The organism is Mycobacterium sp. 360MFTsu5.1 (assembly GCF_000383495.1).
In the GTDB taxonomy this organism is placed as follows: Bacteria; Actinomycetota; Actinomycetes; order Mycobacteriales; family Mycobacteriaceae; genus Mycobacterium; species Mycobacterium mucogenicum_B.
In genome coordinates this window covers 490,544-507,316 of record NZ_KB911463.1, presented here as the reverse complement: position 1 = coordinate 507,316, position 16,773 = coordinate 490,544, and the positions used below count along the sequence as shown (strand labels likewise).

Here is a 16,773-nt window from a genome sequence, read left to right as displayed (position 1 = left end):
ACGTCAGCGCGGGCGAATGATCACCTCGTGCTGGTGGGCGTCGTCCGGGGTGGCCACGATCTGCGCGATCACCTGCGCGACGGTCGAGGGCTTCAAGAACCGCGCCGGGTCGTAGTCGCCGCCCTCGTAGGCCACGAGGTTCCACTGCATGTCGGTGTCGATGCGGCCGGGGTACACCGTCGTCACCCGCAGCGCCGGTTCGTCGGTGCGCAGGGCATCGGCGAAACCCCGCAGCGCGAACTTGCTGGCCGCGTACGACGCCAGGCCGGGGGAGGGGCTGCGTCCGGCGCCGGAGTTCACGAAGATCACCTGGCCCCGGGCCGCCCGCAATGCCGGCAGCAGCGGCAGCGTAAGTCCCACGGCGCCAAGCACATTCACTTCCATGGTGGCCCGCCACTCCTCGATCGAGGATTCGCCGACCCGGCCCGGGTACGCGACGCCGGCGTTGTGGACCAGTACGTCGAGTTCGACGATCGGCTCGACCGTCGCCTCGACGCCCTCGTAGTCGGTGAGGTCCATGGGCCACGTGGTCGCGCCCAGACGCTCGGCGACGGCGTCGAGTTCGGCCGTCGGCCGGCCGGCCAGGAACAGCGTGTGGGTCGGCGCGAGGGCTTCGGCGATGGCCATTCCGAGGCCCCGGGAAGCGCCCGTGATCATTGCGGTCGGCATGGCGTGAGCCTACCGATCAGCGAATCCCCGGGCCGCGACGCACAATGGACAGCGATGCCACCCGACCACAGCTTCGCGCCCACCCAGCTCTCGGCCCGCGCCGCCTACCTGCTGCGCGGTAATGACCTGGGCGTCATGACGACGGCCGCGCCGTTGCTGTACCCGCACATGTGGAGCTGGGATGCCGCGTTCGTGTCGATCGGTCTGGCGTCGCTGACGGTCGAGCGCGCCGTCGTCGAGCTGGACACCCTGCTGTCGGCGCAGTGGGCCAACGGCATGATCCCGCACATCGTGTTCGCCAACGGGGTCGACGGCTACTTCCCGGGGCCGGCGCGGTGGGAGACCTCCAGCCTGGCCGTCAACGCGCCGCGCAACCGGGACACCTCCGGCATCACCCAGCCGCCCGTGCATGCCATTGCGGTGCAACGGATTCTGGATCACGCCCGGACCCGGGGGCGCTCCACCCGGGTGGTCGCCGAGGCGTTCCTGGACCGGCGGTGGGACGACCTGGTGCGCTGGCACCGCTGGCTGGCCGAGGCGCGTGACCCACAGGAACACGGCCGGGTGACGCTGTACCACGGCTGGGAGTCCGGCATGGACAACTCACCGAGGTGGGATAGCGCGTACGCCAACGTGATTCCGGGTGCGGTGCCCGAGTATCAGCGTGAGGACAACGCGATCATCACCGACACCAGCCAGCGTCCGTCCGACGTCGAGTACGACCGGTACCTGTGGCTGCTGGAGGAGATGAAGTCCGTCCGGTACGACGACGCGCTGCTGCCGAAGGTCATGAGCTTCCAGGTCGAAGACGTTTTCGTCTCGGCCATCCTGTCGGTGGCGTGCACGGTCCTGGCCGAGATCGGTGAGGACTACAAACGTCCGAATTCCGATGTGCGCGAACTCTATTCGTGGGCCGAGCGGTTCCGGCAGGGCGTGGTGGCGACCAGCGACGAGCGCACCGGCGCGGCGCGGGACTTCGACCTGCGGGCCGGCAAGTGGATTCCGAGTGAGACGGTGGCGCAGTTCGCGCCGTTGCTCTGCGGCGGTCTGCCGCATGACCGTGAACGGGCGCTGCTGCGCCTGCTGGAGGGGCCGCGGTTCTGCGCGCACCCCGACCTCAAGTACCCGCTGATCCCGTCGACGTCACCGGTGTCCCGCGATTTCCGTCCGCGCGAGTACTGGCGCGGCCCGGTGTGGCCGGTGATGACGTGGCTCTTCTCGTGGTGTTTCGCGCGCCGCGGCTGGTCCGAGCGCGCGTCGATCCTGCGGCGGGAAGGCTTGCGGCAGGCCAGCGACGGCACGTTCGCCGAATACTACGAACCGTTCACCGGGGAACCGCTCGGCAGCATGCAGCAGTCGTGGACCGCCGCCGCCGTGCTCGACTGGCTGGGGTGACCCCGACCTAGTCGTCGCTGCTGGTGGTCAGCTTCTCCAGCGGCCCAAGGGCCTTGGCGATGTGGTCGATGTCCTCGGGCGTCAGGTTGGCCATCATCGCGATCAGCACCTTCCGGCGGGCCTCGAGGGCCTCACGGTGCTGCACGAGTCCGCGCGGCGTCACATTGACCAGCACGGCGCGCAGATCCGATGGGTCACGCGAACGCTTGACCAGACCCAGCTTCTCCAACCGCCGGATCGCCACCGTGGTGGTGGGGGTGCGGACGCGTTCGTGGGCGGCCAGCTCCGTCATCCGGATGGGGCCACGATCCAGCAGCGTCAGCAGGATGGACAGCTGCGCCAGGGTCAGATCGGCGCCGGCTTCGGCGTCCTTCGGGATCTCGACGCGTCGGCGCATCACGTTGAACAGCTTGGAGAGGACCTGTTGCAGGTCTCCTGCAAGGTCCGCGACCTGCGGCTCCGTCGACGACATAGTTCGATAGTCTAACGTGTATGCCGGATACTGGTCGGCATTAGACAACCTGCGCCAGAAATTGACGTAAACGTTGAGTTTCCGCGGATTCGAAGATCTGCTCGGGGGTTCCGGTCTCGATCACCCGGCCGTCATCCATGAACACCACCGAATCCGCCGCTGACCGGGCGAAACCCATCTCGTGAGTGACCACCACCATGGTCATGCCGTCCGCCCCGAGTTCGCTGATGAGCGCCAGGATGCCCTTGACCAATTCGGGATCCAGCGCCGACGTGGCCTCGTCGAAGAACATCACCTGGGGGCTCATGGCGAGCGCGCGGGCGATCGCGACACGTTGCTGTTGCCCACCGGACAGGGTTGCTGGGCGCACGTCGGCCTTGTGTTTGAGCCCGACCCGCTCGAGCAGTTGCAGCCCGAGTTCGCGGGCCGCCGCGGCGTCCAGGCCCTTCAGTTTGCGGGGCCCCAGCGTGACGTTCTCCAGCACCGTCCGGTGCGGGAACAGGTTGAAATGCTGGAACACCATGCCGATCCGCTGGCGCAGCTGATCGGGGTTGTCCTTCAGGACCGACCGCCCGTCGAGCAGGATGTCGCCGCGGTCCGGTTCGTACAACCGGTTCAGGGTGCGCAGCAGCGTCGACTTGCCCGAGCCCGACGGCCCGATGACCGCCGTCGTGGTGCCGGCCGGCACGTCGAGGTCGACGCCGCGCAACACCGTGTTGGCGTCGAACGACAGGTGAATATCCTTGGCGGCCAAGGAGACTGCCTGTGGGGTGGTCATATGATCTCCTGGGTCGCGACCTCGGCTGCGACGGGCTTGCCCTTGCTCAGTCGCCGGTCGATGTAGTTGACCAGATGGGTCAGCGGGACGGTCAGGGCCAGATAGAACAAGCCGGCAGCGACCAGCGGAGACAGGTTACCGGTCTGCGCGTTGAGGTCGCGGCCCACCTGGAACAGCTCCCGCTGGCTGGCGATCAACCCGAGGAAGTACACCAGCGACGACGCCTTCAGCAGCGAGATGAACTGGTTCATCAGCGCCGGCAGCACCCGGCGAACCCCCTGCGGCACCACCACCAGGCGCATCGACGCCGGATAGCCGAAGCCCAGCGCGCGCGAGGCCTCGAGCTGGCCGGCGTCCACACTCTGGATACCGGAGCGCAGAATCTCACCGATGTACGCGCCGGCCATCAGGCCCAGCGCGGCAATTCCCAAGGGGTACGGGTTGTTTCCCGTCAGCGAGCCGACGACCGGCCCGATGCCCAGCCCGATCACCAGGATGATCACCACTTCGGGCAGGCCGCGGAAGATGTCGGTGTACACCCGGGCCGGCCACCGCAGCCAGCGCGACCGGGAGATGCCGGCGATGGCCAGCGCCATGCCGATGATGAGGCCGATGACGCTCGCGCTGATGGTCAGGATCAGTGTGTTCGGCAGGCCCGTCTTGAACAGATCGGGGATGGCCTGCCGGTACAGGCGCCAGTCCAGGAACGCGTCTTTCAGTTGCGAGAGCGTGGATTTCGGCGCGGGACCGGCCGACGGGGCCGCTGACGCGTGAGACGCGGCGATGGCGTTGAAGTCGGGCAGCTGCGGTGCGGGTGCGGCCTTTGATCCGGGCTTCCAGCCCGGCGGCAGGGCCCGCGGCACCCAGTCGGCGTAGAGCCGCGCCCAGGTGCCGTCGGCGATCACCGCGTCGAGCCCCGCGTTGAGGGCGTCGACCAGCGGCTTGTTCTCCTTGGCGACCGCGTAGGCCACGAAATTGTCCAAGCTGAAGGTGTTTTCGACGATGCGCGCCGGGTCGCCCGGTTGCACGGTGCCGGAGGCCTGCTGCGACGGCGCCACCCAGGCGTCGAGCTGCCGGGTCTTGATGTTGGCGTACACGGTGGCGTAGTCCGGGAACTTCACCGGTTCCAGGTGCAGGGTGTCGACGACGTAGGCCTCCTGCACGGTGCCCTGCACGACGCCGATACGCTGCCCGGCTTTCAGCGCGCCGAACCCGTTGATGGCCGATCCGGTCGGCACGACGAGCGAAAAGTAGCCGAAGTCATAGCCATTGGTGAACCCGACGGTGCGGCGCCGGGCGTCGGTGGTGGTGATCGATGATGATCCGACGTCGAAGCGGCGGGACGCGACCTGCGCCAGCAGGCCGGCGAAGTCGGTGCCGACGAAGTTGACGCGCAGGCCGATCTTCTCGGCGATGGCCCGCAGCAGCTCGTTGTCGAATCCGGTGAACTGGCCGCTGGAGTTGATACAGATGCTCGGCGGGGCATCGGACAGTGTGCCGACGGTCAGCACTCCCGGCGTGCCGAGCCCCAAGGTGTCGGGCCGCACCGTCGAAAGCGGTTGGGTGCCAGGTGTCGTGTATTTGTCGGTGCCGTCGCCTTGGGCGGCGGTGGCCAGGTTGGTGGGCAGGGCACTGGCGCTCTGCACGCCCGGTGGCGCGCACTGGTCCGTGGTGGCGCGGGCCGGGACGCCCACGCTCAGCGAGCCGACCAGGAGTGCCACCAGTATCGCTACCGTCGCACGCAGGAAAGAGGTCACGCAGGTCAACCTAGCCGGTACCCGGCCGAATGCAGCGGCTTCAGCTCGCCGGGAATTCATCCGGCCGGGCAGCCCCCACTACTGGGTGTCGCGCCACCGGACCAGCGTCTCGGCGTCGGTCAGGTCGTAGTCGGGCCCGTTGACGCCCACCGTCAGCAATGAAACACCGAGCGCGGTAAGGGCTTCGGCGTTGGCGATCAGGCCGTCGCCGCTGTTGTCGACGCCGGCCGAGCGGACGATGGTGCTCGGGTCGCGTCCGATGTCGGCGCAGTGCCGGTCCAGCACGGCGGCCTTCTCCGGGTAGGTCGCCGCCGTGGTGAAGCTGTGCCACATCTGCGCGTACTGCGCGACGAGCCGCAGCGTCTTACGCTCGCCCTGCCCGCCGATCAGTACCGGGATCTCGCGCACCGGCTGTGGGTTGAGCTTGCCGAGCCGCGAGACGATGCGCGGCATGGCCGCCGCCAAGTCGTCGAGTCTGCTTCCGGCCGTACCGAATTCGTAGCCGTACTCGTCGTAGTCCTTCTCTTTCCAACCTGATCCGATGCCCAGGATCAACCGCCCGTCGGAGATGTTGTCGACGGTCCGCGCCATGTCGGCCAGCAGTTCCGGGTTGCGGTACGAGTTACAGGTGACCAGCGCGCCGATCTCGATGCGCGACGTCTGCTCGGCCCAGGCGCCCAGCATGGTCCAGCATTCGTAGTGGGCGCCGTCGGGGTCGCCGTACAGCGGGAAGAAGTGGTCCCAGTTGAAGGCGACGTCGACGCCGAGGTCCTCGGCGCGCCGGACCGCGTCGCGGATGAAGCCGTAGTTGGAGGAGTGCTGGGGCTGCAGTTGAACCCCGATGCGAATGGGAAGGGTCATGACCCCACGCTAACCGCCGAGGACGCCTCGCAGGATTTCGACGAGCGCGGCCGGCTGATCGCCCTGCACGGAATGCCCGGAATCGGCGACTACGTGGGTCTGCCGGAAACCCGGCGCGCCGGCCGCGAAGGCGGCGGCATCGTCGTCGTGGACGAAGTACGACTTGGCGCCGCGCACGAGCGTGGTCGGCATGGTGATCGACGGGACGTCATCCCAAAGCCCGGCAAAACCGTCGCCGACGCGTATCGCGTCGTACCGCCACGTCCAGGTGCCGTCGTCGAGTTGCTTGGCGTTGTGAAACACACCGCGCCGCAACGAGTTCCGGCTGCGGTGCGGTGACGCCGCGACGGTGACGTCGAGCATCGCCTGGAAACTCGGGAAGCTCCGGTCACCCTTCACCAGCGCGACGGCGCCCAGCTGCGCCTGCGTCATCTGCTCGTGGCGCTCGGGGGCCGACGGCGTGACGTCGACCAGTACCAGCTCGGGCACCAGGGCCGGCTCGGTTGCCGCGATGCGCAGCGCCGTCAGCCCGCCGAGGGACATGCCGACCACCAGCCGGGCATCGGGGGCGTGCGTCCGCAGCACCGGCCGCAGCGTTTCCGCGTTGAGCTTGGGACCGTAGTCCCCGTCCTCGCGCCACGCCGACCGCCCGTGCCCGGGCAGGTCGATGGCCAGCGCCGGGACCCCGAGACCCAGGATGACGGTGTCCCAGGTGTGGGCGTTCTGCCCACCGCCGTGCAGGAACACCACCTCAGGTGCCGCGACGCCCCACTTCAGCATGCTGATCGGGCCGTCGTCGAGCCGCGACACCGTCGGCAGCGGACCGTCGGCCCCGATCTGCTCGGCGTTCTCGGGCAGCAGCGCGAACTCGTCGAGCGTCAGCAGGTCGTCGTCAGAAATCTCCTGGGCCACGTCTTCGGACACTACGCCCGAGCCGTGGAGCGCTCAGCTGCCGACCGGTGCGGTGGTCCGGATCAGGTGATCGAACGCCGACAGGGCTGCGGTGGCACCGGCGCCGGCGGCGATGACGATCTGCTTGAACGGCACCGTCGTGCAGTCGCCGGCGGCGAACACACCGGGGACCGATGTCTGGCCGCGCTCGTCGATGACGATCTCGCCGCGCTTGGACAGCTCGACGCTGCCCTCGAGCCACTCGGTGTTGGGCAGCAGGCCGATCTGGACGAAGACGCCCTGCAGGTCGAGCTGGTGCGACTCGCCGGTGGTGCGGTCCTGGTAGGTCAGGCCGGTCACCTGGTCGCCGTCGCCGAGGACCTCGGTGGTCAGCGTGCTCAGCAGGATGTCGACGTTCGGCAGGCTGCGCAGCTTGCGCTGCAGCACCTCGTCGGCGCGCAGCACCGAGTCGAACTCGATGAGCGTCACGTGCGAGACGACGCCGGCGAGGTCGATCGCGGCCTCCACGCCGGAGTTGCCGCCGCCGACGACGGCGACGCGCTTGCCCTTGAACAGCGGTCCGTCGCAGTGCGGGCAGTAGGTGACGCCCTTGTTGCGGTACTCGGCCTCACCCGGCACGTCCATCGCGCGCCAGCGGGCACCGGTGGACAGGATGACGGTGCGGGCCGTCAGCGAGGCGCCGCTCTCCAGCGAGATCTCGATGAGACCGCCCTCGTCGAGCGCCGGCAGCAGCTTCGCGCCGCGCTGCGTCTTCATGACGTCGACGTCGTACTCGTTGACGTGAGCTTCCAGCGCGGCGGCGTACTTCGGCCCCTCGGTGTGCGGGACGGAGATGTAGTTCTCGATCGACATGGTGTCCAGCACCTGGCCGCCGAAGCGCTCGGCGACCACGCCGGTGCGAATTCCCTTGCGGGCGGCGTAGATTGCGGCCGCGGCGCCCGCGGGACCACCGCCGACGACCAGCACGTCGAAGGGCTCCTTCTCGGCGATCGCCTCGGCGGTGCGCTGTGCGGCGCCGACGTCGACCTTGCCGATGATCTGCTCGAGGGTCATGCGGCCCGAGTCGAACACTTCACCGTTGAGGAAGACGGTGGGGACAGCCAGCACCTTGCGCTGTTCGACCTCGTTCTTGAACAGCGCGCCGTCGATGGCGACGTGGCTGATGCGGGGGTTGAGGATCGCCATCAGGTTCAGCGCCTGCACCACGTCGGGGCAGTTCTGGCAGGACAGCGAGAAGTAGGTCTCGAAGTGCAGGTCGGCGTCGAGGTTCCGGACCTGCTCGAGCAGTTCGGGGGCTTCCTTCGACGGGTATCCGCCGACCTGCAGCAGGGCCAGGGCCAGCGACGAGAATTCGTGGCCCAGCGGGATGCCGGCGAAGCGGACCTCGACGTCGGTGCCGGTGCGGCGGATGGCGAACGACGGCCGACGGGCGTCGTCGTCGGTGCGCGCGTAGGTGATCTTGTCCGACATCGCCGCGATCTCGGTGAGCAGTTCGGCGAGCTCGGCGGACTTGGGACCGTCGTCGAGGGAGGACACCAGCTCGATCGGCACGGTCAGCCGCTCCAGCAGGGACTTCAATTGGCCGGCGAGTGAGGTGTCGAGCATGCGGATCAACTCCATCGAGGATAGGAATGGCTGGGCCGTTCGCGGCCCGAAAGATGTTGGGGTGAAGCAGTTCTGGGGGGCGGTACGGGCCGGGCGAACCGGGCCCGTACCGCCATCAGCAGAGCGGAACTAGATCTTGCCGACGAGTTCCAGCGACGGGGCCAGGGTCTCTTCGCCCTCTTCCCACTTGGCCGGGCAGACCTCGCCCGGGTGGTTGCGCACGTACTGGGCAGCCTTGACCTTGCGGACCAGCTCGGCGGCGTTGCGGCCGATGCCCTCGGCGGTGACCTCGGTGAACTGGACGACGCCGTCGGGGTCGACCAGGAAGGTGCCGCGGTCGGCCAGGCCCTGGTCTTCACGGAGCACCTCGAAGTTGGTGCTGATCTGCAGGGTCGGGTCACCGATCATGGCGTACTGGATCTTGCCGATGGTGTCGGACGAGTCGTGCCACGCCTTGTGGGTGAAGTGGGTGTCGGTGGAGACCGAGAACACCTCGACGCCGAGGCGCTGCAGCTCCTCGTAGTGGTCGGCGAGGTCGCCGAGCTCGGTCGGGCAGACGAAGGTGAAGTCGGCCGGGTAGAAGAAGAAGATGGCCCACTTGCCCTGGATGTCGGCGTCCGACACGGGGATGAAGGTGCCGTTCTTGTATGCGGTCGCGGAGAACGGCTTGATCTGCTTGTTGATCAGGGCCACGAGAACCTCTCTTCGGGTCTGTCGGATGTCTCTTACGAGTACCCACCTTAGCCGCTTTTTTTGGACTCAATCCAGTTTAAAATGCGGTTGTGGCCAGTCTCACAACATCGGTCCCGGTCGCCCCGTGGCCTCAAACACAAAGTGGGCGACCAGGTTTCACCTGGCCGCCCACTCTGACGTCGATAATTACCCCTCGATGAAGGCTTCCAGCTGCGTGCGGGCGAGGTCGTCGGCGACCTGCACCGGCGGGCTCTTCATCAGGTAGGCCGAGGCCGGCAGGATCGGGCCGCCGAGGCCGCGGTCCTTGGCGATCTTGGCGGCGCGCACGGCGTCGATGATGATGCCGGCCGAGTTGGGGGAGTCCCACACCTCGAGCTTGTACTCGAGGTTCAGCGGCACGTCACCGAAGGCGCGGCCCTCGAGGCGCACGTACGCCCACTTGCGGTCGTCGAGCCAGGCGACGTAGTCCGACGGGCCGATGTGCACGTTCTTGTCGTAGACCTTGTCGGCCAGCGAGCCGGTCAGGTTCGAGGTGACGGCCTGCGTCTTCGAGACCTTCTTGGACTCCAGGCGCTCGCGCTCGAGCATGTTCTTGAAGTCCATGTTGCCGCCGACGTTCAGCTGGTAGGTGCGGTCCAGGGTGACGCCGCGGTCCTCGAACAGCTTGGCCATCACGCGGTGGGTGATGGTGGCACCGACCTGGCTCTTGATGTCGTCGCCGACGATCGGCACGCCGGCGTCCTCGAACTTCTTGGCCCACACCGGGTCCGAAGCGATGAACACGGGCAGGGCGTTGACGAATGCGACCTTGGCGTCGATGGCGCACTGGGCGTAGAACTTGTCGGCCTCTTCGGAACCGACGGGCAGGTAGGAGACCAGGACGTCGACGTTCGCGTCCTTGAGGGCCTTGACCACGTCGACCGGGTCGGTGTCGGAGACCTCGATGGTGTCGGCGTAGTACTTGCCGATGCCGTCGAGGGTCGGGCCGCGCTGCACGATGACGTCGCTCGGCGGCACGTCGGCGATCTTGATGGTGTTGTTCTCGGAGGCGAAGATGGCCTCGGAGAGGTCGAAGCCGACCTTCTTGGCGTCCACGTCGAACGCGGCCACGAACTTCACGTCGCGGACGTGGTACGGGCCGAACTTCACGTGCATCAGACCCGGCACCGTTGAGTTCGCATCGGCGTCCTGGTAGTACTGCACGCCCTGGACGAGCGACGCCGCGCAGTTGCCTACGCCGACGATTGCGACCCGAACCTCATTCGACTCAGACATGTGACGGTCTCCTTTTCCTACTCTTTCAGTGCGTTCGCCGTGGGCGGGTGCGCTCAGGTTTGGTCGGCGTGGCCTTGTGACGGCGGCGCCGTCGGTCCGGCAGTTGCCACGCGCTCGGCAGCAATCAGCTCGTTGAGCCATTTCACTTCGCGTTCACTGGACTCGAGCCCGAGCTGATGCAGCTGCCGGGTGTAGCGGTCGAGTGAACTGCTGGCCCGTGCGATCGCCTCGCGCAGACCTTCGCGACGTTCCTCGACCTGACGGCGCCGCCCTTCCAGGATTCGCATCCTGGCTTCGGCGGGAGTCCGGTTGAAGAACGCCAAGTGCACACCGAATCCGTCATCGGTGTAGTTCTGTGGGCCGGTGTCCGCGACGAGTTCGGTGAACCGTTGCTTGCCGGCGTCGGTGAGTTGGTAGACGCGACGCGCGCGACGCACCTTCGTCGAACCGAGCGGTGCCGCGTCTTCGACGATCAGGCCGTCGGCCTGCATGCGACGCAACGCCGGGTACAACGAGCCGTACGAGAACGCCCGGAACGCGCCGAGCAGTCCGGTCAGCCGTTTGCGCAGCTCGTAGCCGTGCATAGGGGACTCCAGCAGAAGCCCCAGGATGGCCAGCTCCAGCACAGTGTCACCTCCCCGACATTAATTGACGACATCGCATATTGAGCGCTAGGACGCTTCAACACCTCGCGCAATAGTATCGCGCCGATATATACGCGGCCAATCGAGCCGCATACGGAGATGAACGACATTCGATGCGGCCGTCAACACCGGCCGAACACGGGGCGAATCAGCTGGGGTAGCTGATGCGCTTGGTGTTGCCTTCGGCATCCAGCTCGATGTAGCCGCTGTTGTTGAACTTCCCGGACACATAGATCGAGATCGCGGCGCTGTCCGGCGGGGCGGTGATGTCCTTGCTGGCCTTGATGTCGATGTAGACGGTGTTGATCTCGTTGCGCTTGATACCCAGGGTCTCCGGGGCGCCGTGCAGAATGCCTGCGATCTTCTCGACGTCGAACTTGCCCAGGTCGACGACGCGCTCGTCACTGCTGACCGTTGTGGTGTCGGGGTCGTCCCAGCCGCCGCGGTAGTCGTACCGCAGCACGCGACGCGGCTCGGCCGGGTCGGGACGTTCCAGGATCGCGTAGTCCGAATAGATCGAGAGCTCGTAGCCGGTGGTGTCGCCGAACTTCTTCTTCATCTGGGTGAACAACCCGGTCAGCCCGCCGAGCGACTGCAGCTGGCGCGGCGGGGTCAGCACCAGGGGAGCGACGCCGTCGGGCTTGGCACCCGGGTCCTCCGCGGCGGTCAGCGGGGACTGGCCGGGCGCGGCGTAGATACCCCAACCGATCGCGACGCCGACGACGAGCATCACCGCGGCGCCGGCGGCCAGGATGCCCCAACCCGTCGTGCGGACGGGCCGACCGGCGCCGGTCTTCAAGTTGGGCAGCTTGACCGACGCGTTCGCGGTCTGCAGATCGGTCACCAGCGAGCGCAGTTCTCCGAGGGTGACGGCCTTGGTGGCCGCCGCGACGCGCTGCCGGTGCTCCTCGGCGGACAGCTGGCCGTCGGCCAGTGCCGTGTCCAGAATCTGGCAGGTGTCGTTGCGGTCGCTGTCTTTCGCCCGGGTCGCTGCGGTGGCCACCGGGAAAGCGTAAAGGTCAGGTGGCGCGCCTGCGTGAGCCCGGCCACAAGCCCTTTTGCCACCGCACCTATCGAGCCGGCCACAACCCGGCTACATGCGTGCCATCACGCATCGGCGTTCAGGTGCCCGACGTACTCTGGTCAACGTGCGATTGCAGCGGCAGGTGGTCGACTATGCGCTCCGGCGCAGGTCGCTGCTGGCCGAGGTCTATTCGGGGCGCACCGGCGTCACCGAGGTTTGTGATGCCAACCCCTACCTGCTGCGCGCAGCAAAATTTCATGGTCGTACCAGTTCGGTGATGTGCCCGATCTGCCGGAAGGAACCACTGACATTGGTGTCGTGGGTGTTCGGTGATCATCTCGGAGCGGTGTCGGGTTCGGCCCGCAGCACCGAGGAGCTCGTCCTGCTGGCCGCCAAGTTCGACGAATTCGCGGTTCACGTGGTGGAGGTATGCCGCACTTGCAGTTGGAATCATTTGGTCAAGTCATATGTATTAGGGACGCCGAGTCCCCCGAAGGCGGCGAAGCCTCGCGGCACCCGTGCGGCGCGCTCGAAAGCGCGCACCGCCAGTGAGTGACGGAGTGGGCGGGGCTGGGCGCCACAGCCGATCGGACAAGGACGCGACCAGAGGACCGGGCGCCGGCGCACCGCAAGGACGCCCGGGACCCGTGCCGCCGGATGACCGGCGCACGATGATCCTGCCGCCGGTCGGTAAGGCCGACGATCCGCGGCTGCGCGATCCGATCGACGCCGTGAAGGCCGCGCTCGACGGCACCAAGCGGCCGGGCCAGCCCCCGATGAGCGCGAGCGCGGGCATGAACCCGCCGCCGAAGTCGCCGCCGCCACCACCCCCGCGGACCGGTGGCGGCAAGTCCGGCGGTCCACAGTTGCCGCAGTTCAAGTGGAACTGGAAGGTGTTCCGCCGGTTCTGTTACGCGGGCGCCGTGGTGCTGCTGGTGCTGCCGATCGTCACGTTCGCGATGGCGTACCTCATCGTCGACATCCCCAAGCCGGGCGACATCCGCACCAACCAGGTGTCGACCATCCTGGCCAGCGACGGCACCGAGCTCGCGAAGTTCGTGCCGCCGGAAGGCAACCGGGTCGACGTCAACATCGACCAGATCCCGGTGCACGTCCGCAACGCGGTGATGGCCGCCGAGGACCGGGACTTCTACACCAACCCGGGCTTCTCGTTCTCCGGCTTCGCGCGGGCGTTCAAGAACAACATCTTCGGCGGCGACCTGCAGGGCGGGTCGACCATCACGCAGCAGTACGTGAAGAACGCGTTGGTCGGTGACGCCCGCTCCGGCGTGGGTGGCTTGGTCCGCAAGGCCAAGGAACTGGTGATCGCCACCAAGATGTCGCGGCAGTGGTCGAAAGACGAAGTGCTGCAGGCGTACCTGAACATCATCTATTTCGGCCGCGGCACCTACGGCATCGGCGCGGCGTCGAAGGCGTACTTCGGCAAACCCGTCGAGCAGCTCGACGTGGCCGAGGGGGCGCTGCTCGCAGCACTGATCCAGCGGCCGTCGACCCTGGACCCGGCCGTCGACCCGGAGGGCGCCGCCGAGCGCTGGAACTGGGTGCTCGACGGCATGGTGACCATGGGCGCGCTGTCCAAGGAGGACCGCGCACAGCAGAAGTTCCCGGCCACCGTCCCGCCTGAGCAGGCCCGGCAGCAGAACCAGACCGAGGGTCCCAACGGATTGATCCAGCGGCAGGTGATGAAGGAGCTGCAGAGCATCTTCAACATCAACGAGCAGGCGCTGAACACCGAGGGGCTGCAGGTCACCACGACCATCGACCCGAAGGCGCAGTCGGCGGCCGAGGACGCGGTGTCGAAATATCTGGACGGCCAGGCCGACGACATGCGAGCCGCGGTGGTGTCGGTCGACCCGCACACCGGTGGCATCAAGGCGTATTACGGCGGCTCCGACGCCAACGGCTTCGACTTCGCGCAGGCCGGTCTGCCGACGGGTTCGTCGTTCAAGGTCTTCGCGTTGGTCGCGGCGCTGGAGCAGGGGATCGGGCTGGGGTACCAGGTCGACAGCTCGCCGGTGACGGTCAACGGCATCAACATCACCAACGTCGAAGGTGAGGGCTGCGGTACCTGCAGCATCGCCGAGGCGCTCAAGCGGTCGCTGAACACCAGCTACTACCGGTTGATGCTCAAGCTCAAGCACGGCGCGCAGGACGTCGCGGACGCCGCGCACAAGGCCGGTGTCGCCGACAGCTTCCCGGGCGTCGAGCACACGCTGTCCGAGGACGGCAAGGGCGGCCCGCCCAACAACGGTGTCGTGTTGGGCCAGTACCAGAGCCGTGCGCTGGACATGGCGTCCGCGTACGCGACGCTGGCGGCGTCCGGCGAGTACCACAAGCCGCACTTCGTGCAGAAGGTCGTCAACGGCGACGGGCAGGTGCTGTTCGACGCGGCGTCCCAGGACAACTCGGGTGAGCAACGGATTCCGAAGGCCGTCGCCGACAATGTGACCTCGGCGATGCAGCCCATCGCCGGATACTCACGCGGCCACAACCTGGCCGGCGGCCGGCCGTCCGCGGCCAAGACCGGCACGGTGCAGCTGGGCGACACCGGCGCCAACCGCGACGCGTGGATGGTCGGCTACACGCCGTCGCTGTCCACCGCGGTGTGGGTCGGTACGACGGCCGGGACGCAGCCGCTGGTGAACAAGGGCGGCGGACCGGTGTACGGCTCGGGCCTGCCGTCGGACATCTGGAAGTCGACGATGGACGGTGCGCTGAAGGGCACCGACAACGAGTCGTTCCCCAAGCCGACCGCCATCGGCGGGTACGCGGGCGTGCCGCAGGCGCCGCCGGTGGTCAAGCCGCCGGCGCCGGATGATCAGCAGGGTCCGCCGCCGGGCGCACCGACCGAGACGGTGGTCCAGCCGACGCTCGTCGTGGCGCCGGGCATCACGATTCCGTTCGGCCCGCCGACCACCATGCAGGTTGCCCCGCACCAGGATGTGCCGCCTCCGGGTGGTGGTGACCCGAACCAGCCTGGCCCCCCGCCGCCGCCGTGACGGTCGACGAACCAGACGAGTCCGGCGTCCCGACGGTCTCGCCGGCCCGGCTCGCCCGGGACCTGCGCAGCGCCGACGATCGCGACCTGCCCAGCCGGACCGACGTCATGGGTGCGGCGCTGTCCGGTGTCGTGGGCGGGCCGGTGGGCCGGCACGCGATGATCGGGCGGGCACCGTTCCTCACTCCGTTCCGGGTGCTGCTGATCATCGCGCTGGTGTTCCTCGGGCTGGGCTACACCACCAAGGCGCCGTGCCTGGTGACGACGGGCACAGGCACCGCCGATCAGCGTGTCGCCAACTGGCAGAACCAGCGCGCCTACTACGAGTTCTGCTACTCGGACACCGTGCCGCTGTACACCGCGGAGCTGCTGAACCTGGGCAAGTTCCCATACAAGTCGAGCTGGATCGAAACCGACAGCGCGCAGAAGCCGCGCGTCCAGTACGACGGCACCCGGGCGATTCGCTACATGGAGTATCCGGTGCTGACCGGCATGTACCAGTACGCGTCCATGTCGGTGGCCAAGACGTACACGGCGCTGTCCAAGCTGGTCCGGATGCCGGTGGTCGCCGAGGTGATCATGTTCTTCAACATCTCGGCGTTCGGGCTCGCGCTGGCCTGGATGGCCACCGTCTGGGCGACCATGCTCATGTCCGGGCGGCGGCCGTGGGACGCCGCGGTGGTGGCCGGGTCGCCGATCCTGATCTTCCAGGCATTCACCAACTTCGACGCCCTCGCGACGGCCTGTGCGGCCGGCGCCATGCTGGCCTGGTCGCGCCGAAAACCCGTGGTGGCCGGCGTGCTCATCGGGGTCGGCGTGGCCCTGAAGTTGTATCCGTTGCTGCTGCTGATCCCGCTGGCGATGCTCGCGGTGCGGACCGGCAAGTGGCGGCCGGTGGCCAAGACCGCGATCACCGCGCTCGTCACGTGGATCGCGGTGAACCTGCCGATCATGGTGATGTTCCCGCGTGGGTGGTCGGAGTTCTTCCGGCTCAACACCCGCCGCGGCGACGACATGGACTCGCTCTACAACGTCGTGAAGTCCTTCACCGGCTGGGGCGGTTTCGACACCAACCTCGGATTCTGGGAACCGCCGACGGTACTCAACACCGTCACCGCGGTGCTGTTCGTCTTGTGCTGCGCGGCAATCGCTTACGTCGCGTGGACGGCGCCGCAGCGGCCGCGGCTGGCGCAGCTGGCGTTCCTGGTCGTCGCGGCGTTCCTGCTGACCAACAAGGTGTGGAGCCCGCAGTACTCGCTGTGGCTGGTGCCGCTGGCCGCCCTGGCGCTGCCGCATCGCCGAATCCTGTTGGCCTGGATGACCATCGATGCGCTGATCTGGATTCCGCGGATGCTGTACCTGTACGGCGACCCCAAGCTCGGACTACCCGAACAGTTCTTCACCACGACCGTGCTGCTGCGCGATATCGCGGTGATCGGCCTGTGCGCGTTGGTGATTCGGGCCATCTACCGACCCGAGGTGGATCTGGTCCGCTGGGGTGGCCGCGTGGACGATCCGTCGGGCGGCGTGTTCGACGAGGCCGACGACAACCCGCCGCGCTGGTTGCCCGCCCGGTTGCGGCCCCGCCCGATCGCCGTCGCCGAGCCCGATCCGGACCCCGAACCGGAGCTCGCGCCCACGGCATAAATGAGCTGCGTTCCGTCGCGCG

Annotated in this window: 15 protein-coding genes; 4 read left to right on the top strand and 11 right to left on the bottom strand. The window is 67.7% G+C overall.

Features of this window, described 5'->3' with window-relative positions; translation table 11 throughout:
• Nucleotides 1-3 precede the first annotated feature (3 nt).
• Entirely contained in the window at nt 4-669 is a 666-nt protein-coding gene (locus H289_RS0106020) for an SDR family oxidoreductase (RefSeq protein ID WP_020099862.1), read from the bottom strand.
• Between the two features lie 54 nt (nt 670-723).
• Between H289_RS0106020 and ggh the strand changes: the two genes are divergently transcribed.
• On the top strand, nt 724-2,064 hold the full coding sequence (gene ggh / locus H289_RS0106015; RefSeq protein WP_020099861.1) for a glucosylglycerate hydrolase: 1,341 nt from the start codon (nt 724-726) through the stop codon (nt 2,062-2,064).
• Between the two features lie 7 nt (nt 2,065-2,071).
• On the opposite strand, the gene H289_RS0106010 is transcribed toward ggh, so the two are convergent.
• The 10 genes from H289_RS0106010 to H289_RS0105965 form a co-directional block, all read right to left on the bottom strand.
• Nucleotides 2,072-2,536, bottom strand: coding sequence for a MarR family winged helix-turn-helix transcriptional regulator (locus H289_RS0106010; protein ID WP_020099860.1), 465 nt, complete (start codon nt 2,534-2,536; stop codon nt 2,072-2,074).
• Between the two features lie 40 nt (nt 2,537-2,576).
• Entirely contained in the window at nt 2,577-3,314 is a 738-nt protein-coding gene (locus H289_RS0106005; protein WP_020099859.1) for an amino acid ABC transporter ATP-binding protein, read from the bottom strand.
• Nucleotides 3,311-5,071, bottom strand: a complete 1,761-nt coding sequence (locus tag H289_RS0106000; protein ID WP_020099858.1) for an ABC transporter substrate-binding protein/permease — start codon at nt 5,069-5,071, stop codon at nt 3,311-3,313. The genes H289_RS0106005 and H289_RS0106000 overlap by 4 nt, the downstream gene beginning before the upstream one ends.
• 78 nt (nt 5,072-5,149) lie before the next feature.
• Nucleotides 5,150-5,932 carry an LLM class F420-dependent oxidoreductase gene (locus tag H289_RS0105995; RefSeq protein ID WP_020099857.1) on the bottom strand — a complete coding sequence of 261 codons (783 nt, stop codon included), beginning with the start codon at nt 5,930-5,932 and terminating at the stop codon, nt 5,150-5,152.
• Between the two features lie 9 nt (nt 5,933-5,941).
• The gene (locus H289_RS0105990) at nt 5,942-6,856 is read right to left on the bottom strand and encodes an Rv0045c family esterase (RefSeq protein ID WP_020099856.1); all 915 of its coding nucleotides are present in this window, start codon (nt 6,854-6,856) and stop codon (nt 5,942-5,944) included.
• A gap of 21 nt (nt 6,857-6,877) precedes the next feature.
• On the bottom strand, nt 6,878-8,449 hold the full coding sequence (ahpF, locus tag H289_RS0105985) for an alkyl hydroperoxide reductase subunit F (RefSeq protein WP_029104837.1): 1,572 nt from the start codon (nt 8,447-8,449) through the stop codon (nt 6,878-6,880).
• A 129-nt stretch (nt 8,450-8,578) separates the two neighbouring features.
• The gene (ahpC, locus tag H289_RS0105980; RefSeq protein WP_020099854.1) at nt 8,579-9,142 is read right to left on the bottom strand and encodes an alkyl hydroperoxide reductase subunit C; all 564 of its coding nucleotides are present in this window, start codon (nt 9,140-9,142) and stop codon (nt 8,579-8,581) included.
• A gap of 186 nt (nt 9,143-9,328) precedes the next feature.
• On the bottom strand, nt 9,329-10,417 hold the full coding sequence (locus H289_RS0105975; protein WP_020099853.1) for an inositol-3-phosphate synthase: 1,089 nt from the start codon (nt 10,415-10,417) through the stop codon (nt 9,329-9,331).
• 53 nt (nt 10,418-10,470) lie between these two features.
• A complete protein-coding gene (locus tag H289_RS29885; RefSeq protein WP_020099852.1) occupies nt 10,471-11,043 on the bottom strand; it encodes a PadR family transcriptional regulator in 573 nt (190 codons plus the stop codon).
• 166 nt (nt 11,044-11,209) lie between these two features.
• Complete coding sequence (locus H289_RS0105965; RefSeq protein WP_020099851.1) at nt 11,210-12,064, bottom strand: DUF1707 SHOCT-like domain-containing protein; 855 nt, start codon at nt 12,062-12,064, stop codon at nt 11,210-11,212.
• A gap of 145 nt (nt 12,065-12,209) precedes the next feature.
• Here H289_RS0105965 and H289_RS0105960 point away from each other — a divergent pair, with 145 nt between their 5' ends.
• From H289_RS0105960 to H289_RS0105950, 3 genes are read left to right on the top strand one after another with little or no spacing between them, the layout of a single operon-like run.
• On the top strand, nt 12,210-12,641 hold the full coding sequence (locus tag H289_RS0105960) for a DUF5318 domain-containing protein (RefSeq protein WP_020099850.1): 432 nt from the start codon (nt 12,210-12,212) through the stop codon (nt 12,639-12,641).
• A gap of 4 nt (nt 12,642-12,645) precedes the next feature.
• Nucleotides 12,646-15,105 carry a transglycosylase domain-containing protein gene (locus H289_RS0105955; protein WP_196809995.1) on the top strand — a complete coding sequence of 820 codons (2,460 nt, stop codon included), beginning with the start codon at nt 12,646-12,648 and terminating at the stop codon, nt 15,103-15,105.
• Nucleotides 15,102-16,751 (top strand): glycosyltransferase family 87 protein, encoded by a 1,650-nt coding sequence (locus H289_RS0105950; RefSeq protein ID WP_020099848.1) that lies wholly within the window; start codon nt 15,102-15,104, stop codon nt 16,749-16,751. Before H289_RS0105955 ends, H289_RS0105950 begins: the two co-directional genes overlap by 4 nt.
• Nucleotides 16,752-16,773 lie beyond the last annotated feature (22 nt).

What these genes read in the sequence shown, in the direction of transcription:
- H289_RS0106020 (WP_020099862.1), bottom strand. Translation starts at nt 669, where the DNA reads ATGCCGACCGCAATGATCACGGGCGCTTCCCGGGGCCTCGGAATGGCC.
- H289_RS0105975 (WP_020099853.1), bottom strand. Translation starts at nt 10,417, where the DNA reads ATGTCTGAGTCGAATGAGGTTCGGGTCGCAATCGTCGGCGTAGGCAAC.
- H289_RS0105995 (WP_020099857.1), bottom strand. Translation starts at nt 5,932, where the DNA reads ATGACCCTTCCCATTCGCATCGGGGTTCAACTGCAGCCCCAGCACTCC.
- H289_RS0106005 (WP_020099859.1), bottom strand. Translation starts at nt 3,314, where the DNA reads ATGACCACCCCACAGGCAGTCTCCTTGGCCGCCAAGGATATTCACCTG.
- ggh (WP_020099861.1), top strand. Translation starts at nt 724, where the DNA reads ATGCCACCCGACCACAGCTTCGCGCCCACCCAGCTCTCGGCCCGCGCC.
- ahpF (WP_029104837.1), bottom strand. Translation starts at nt 8,449, where the DNA reads ATGCTCGACACCTCACTCGCCGGCCAATTGAAGTCCCTGCTGGAGCGG.
- H289_RS0106010 (WP_020099860.1), bottom strand. Translation starts at nt 2,536, where the DNA reads ATGTCGTCGACGGAGCCGCAGGTCGCGGACCTTGCAGGAGACCTGCAA.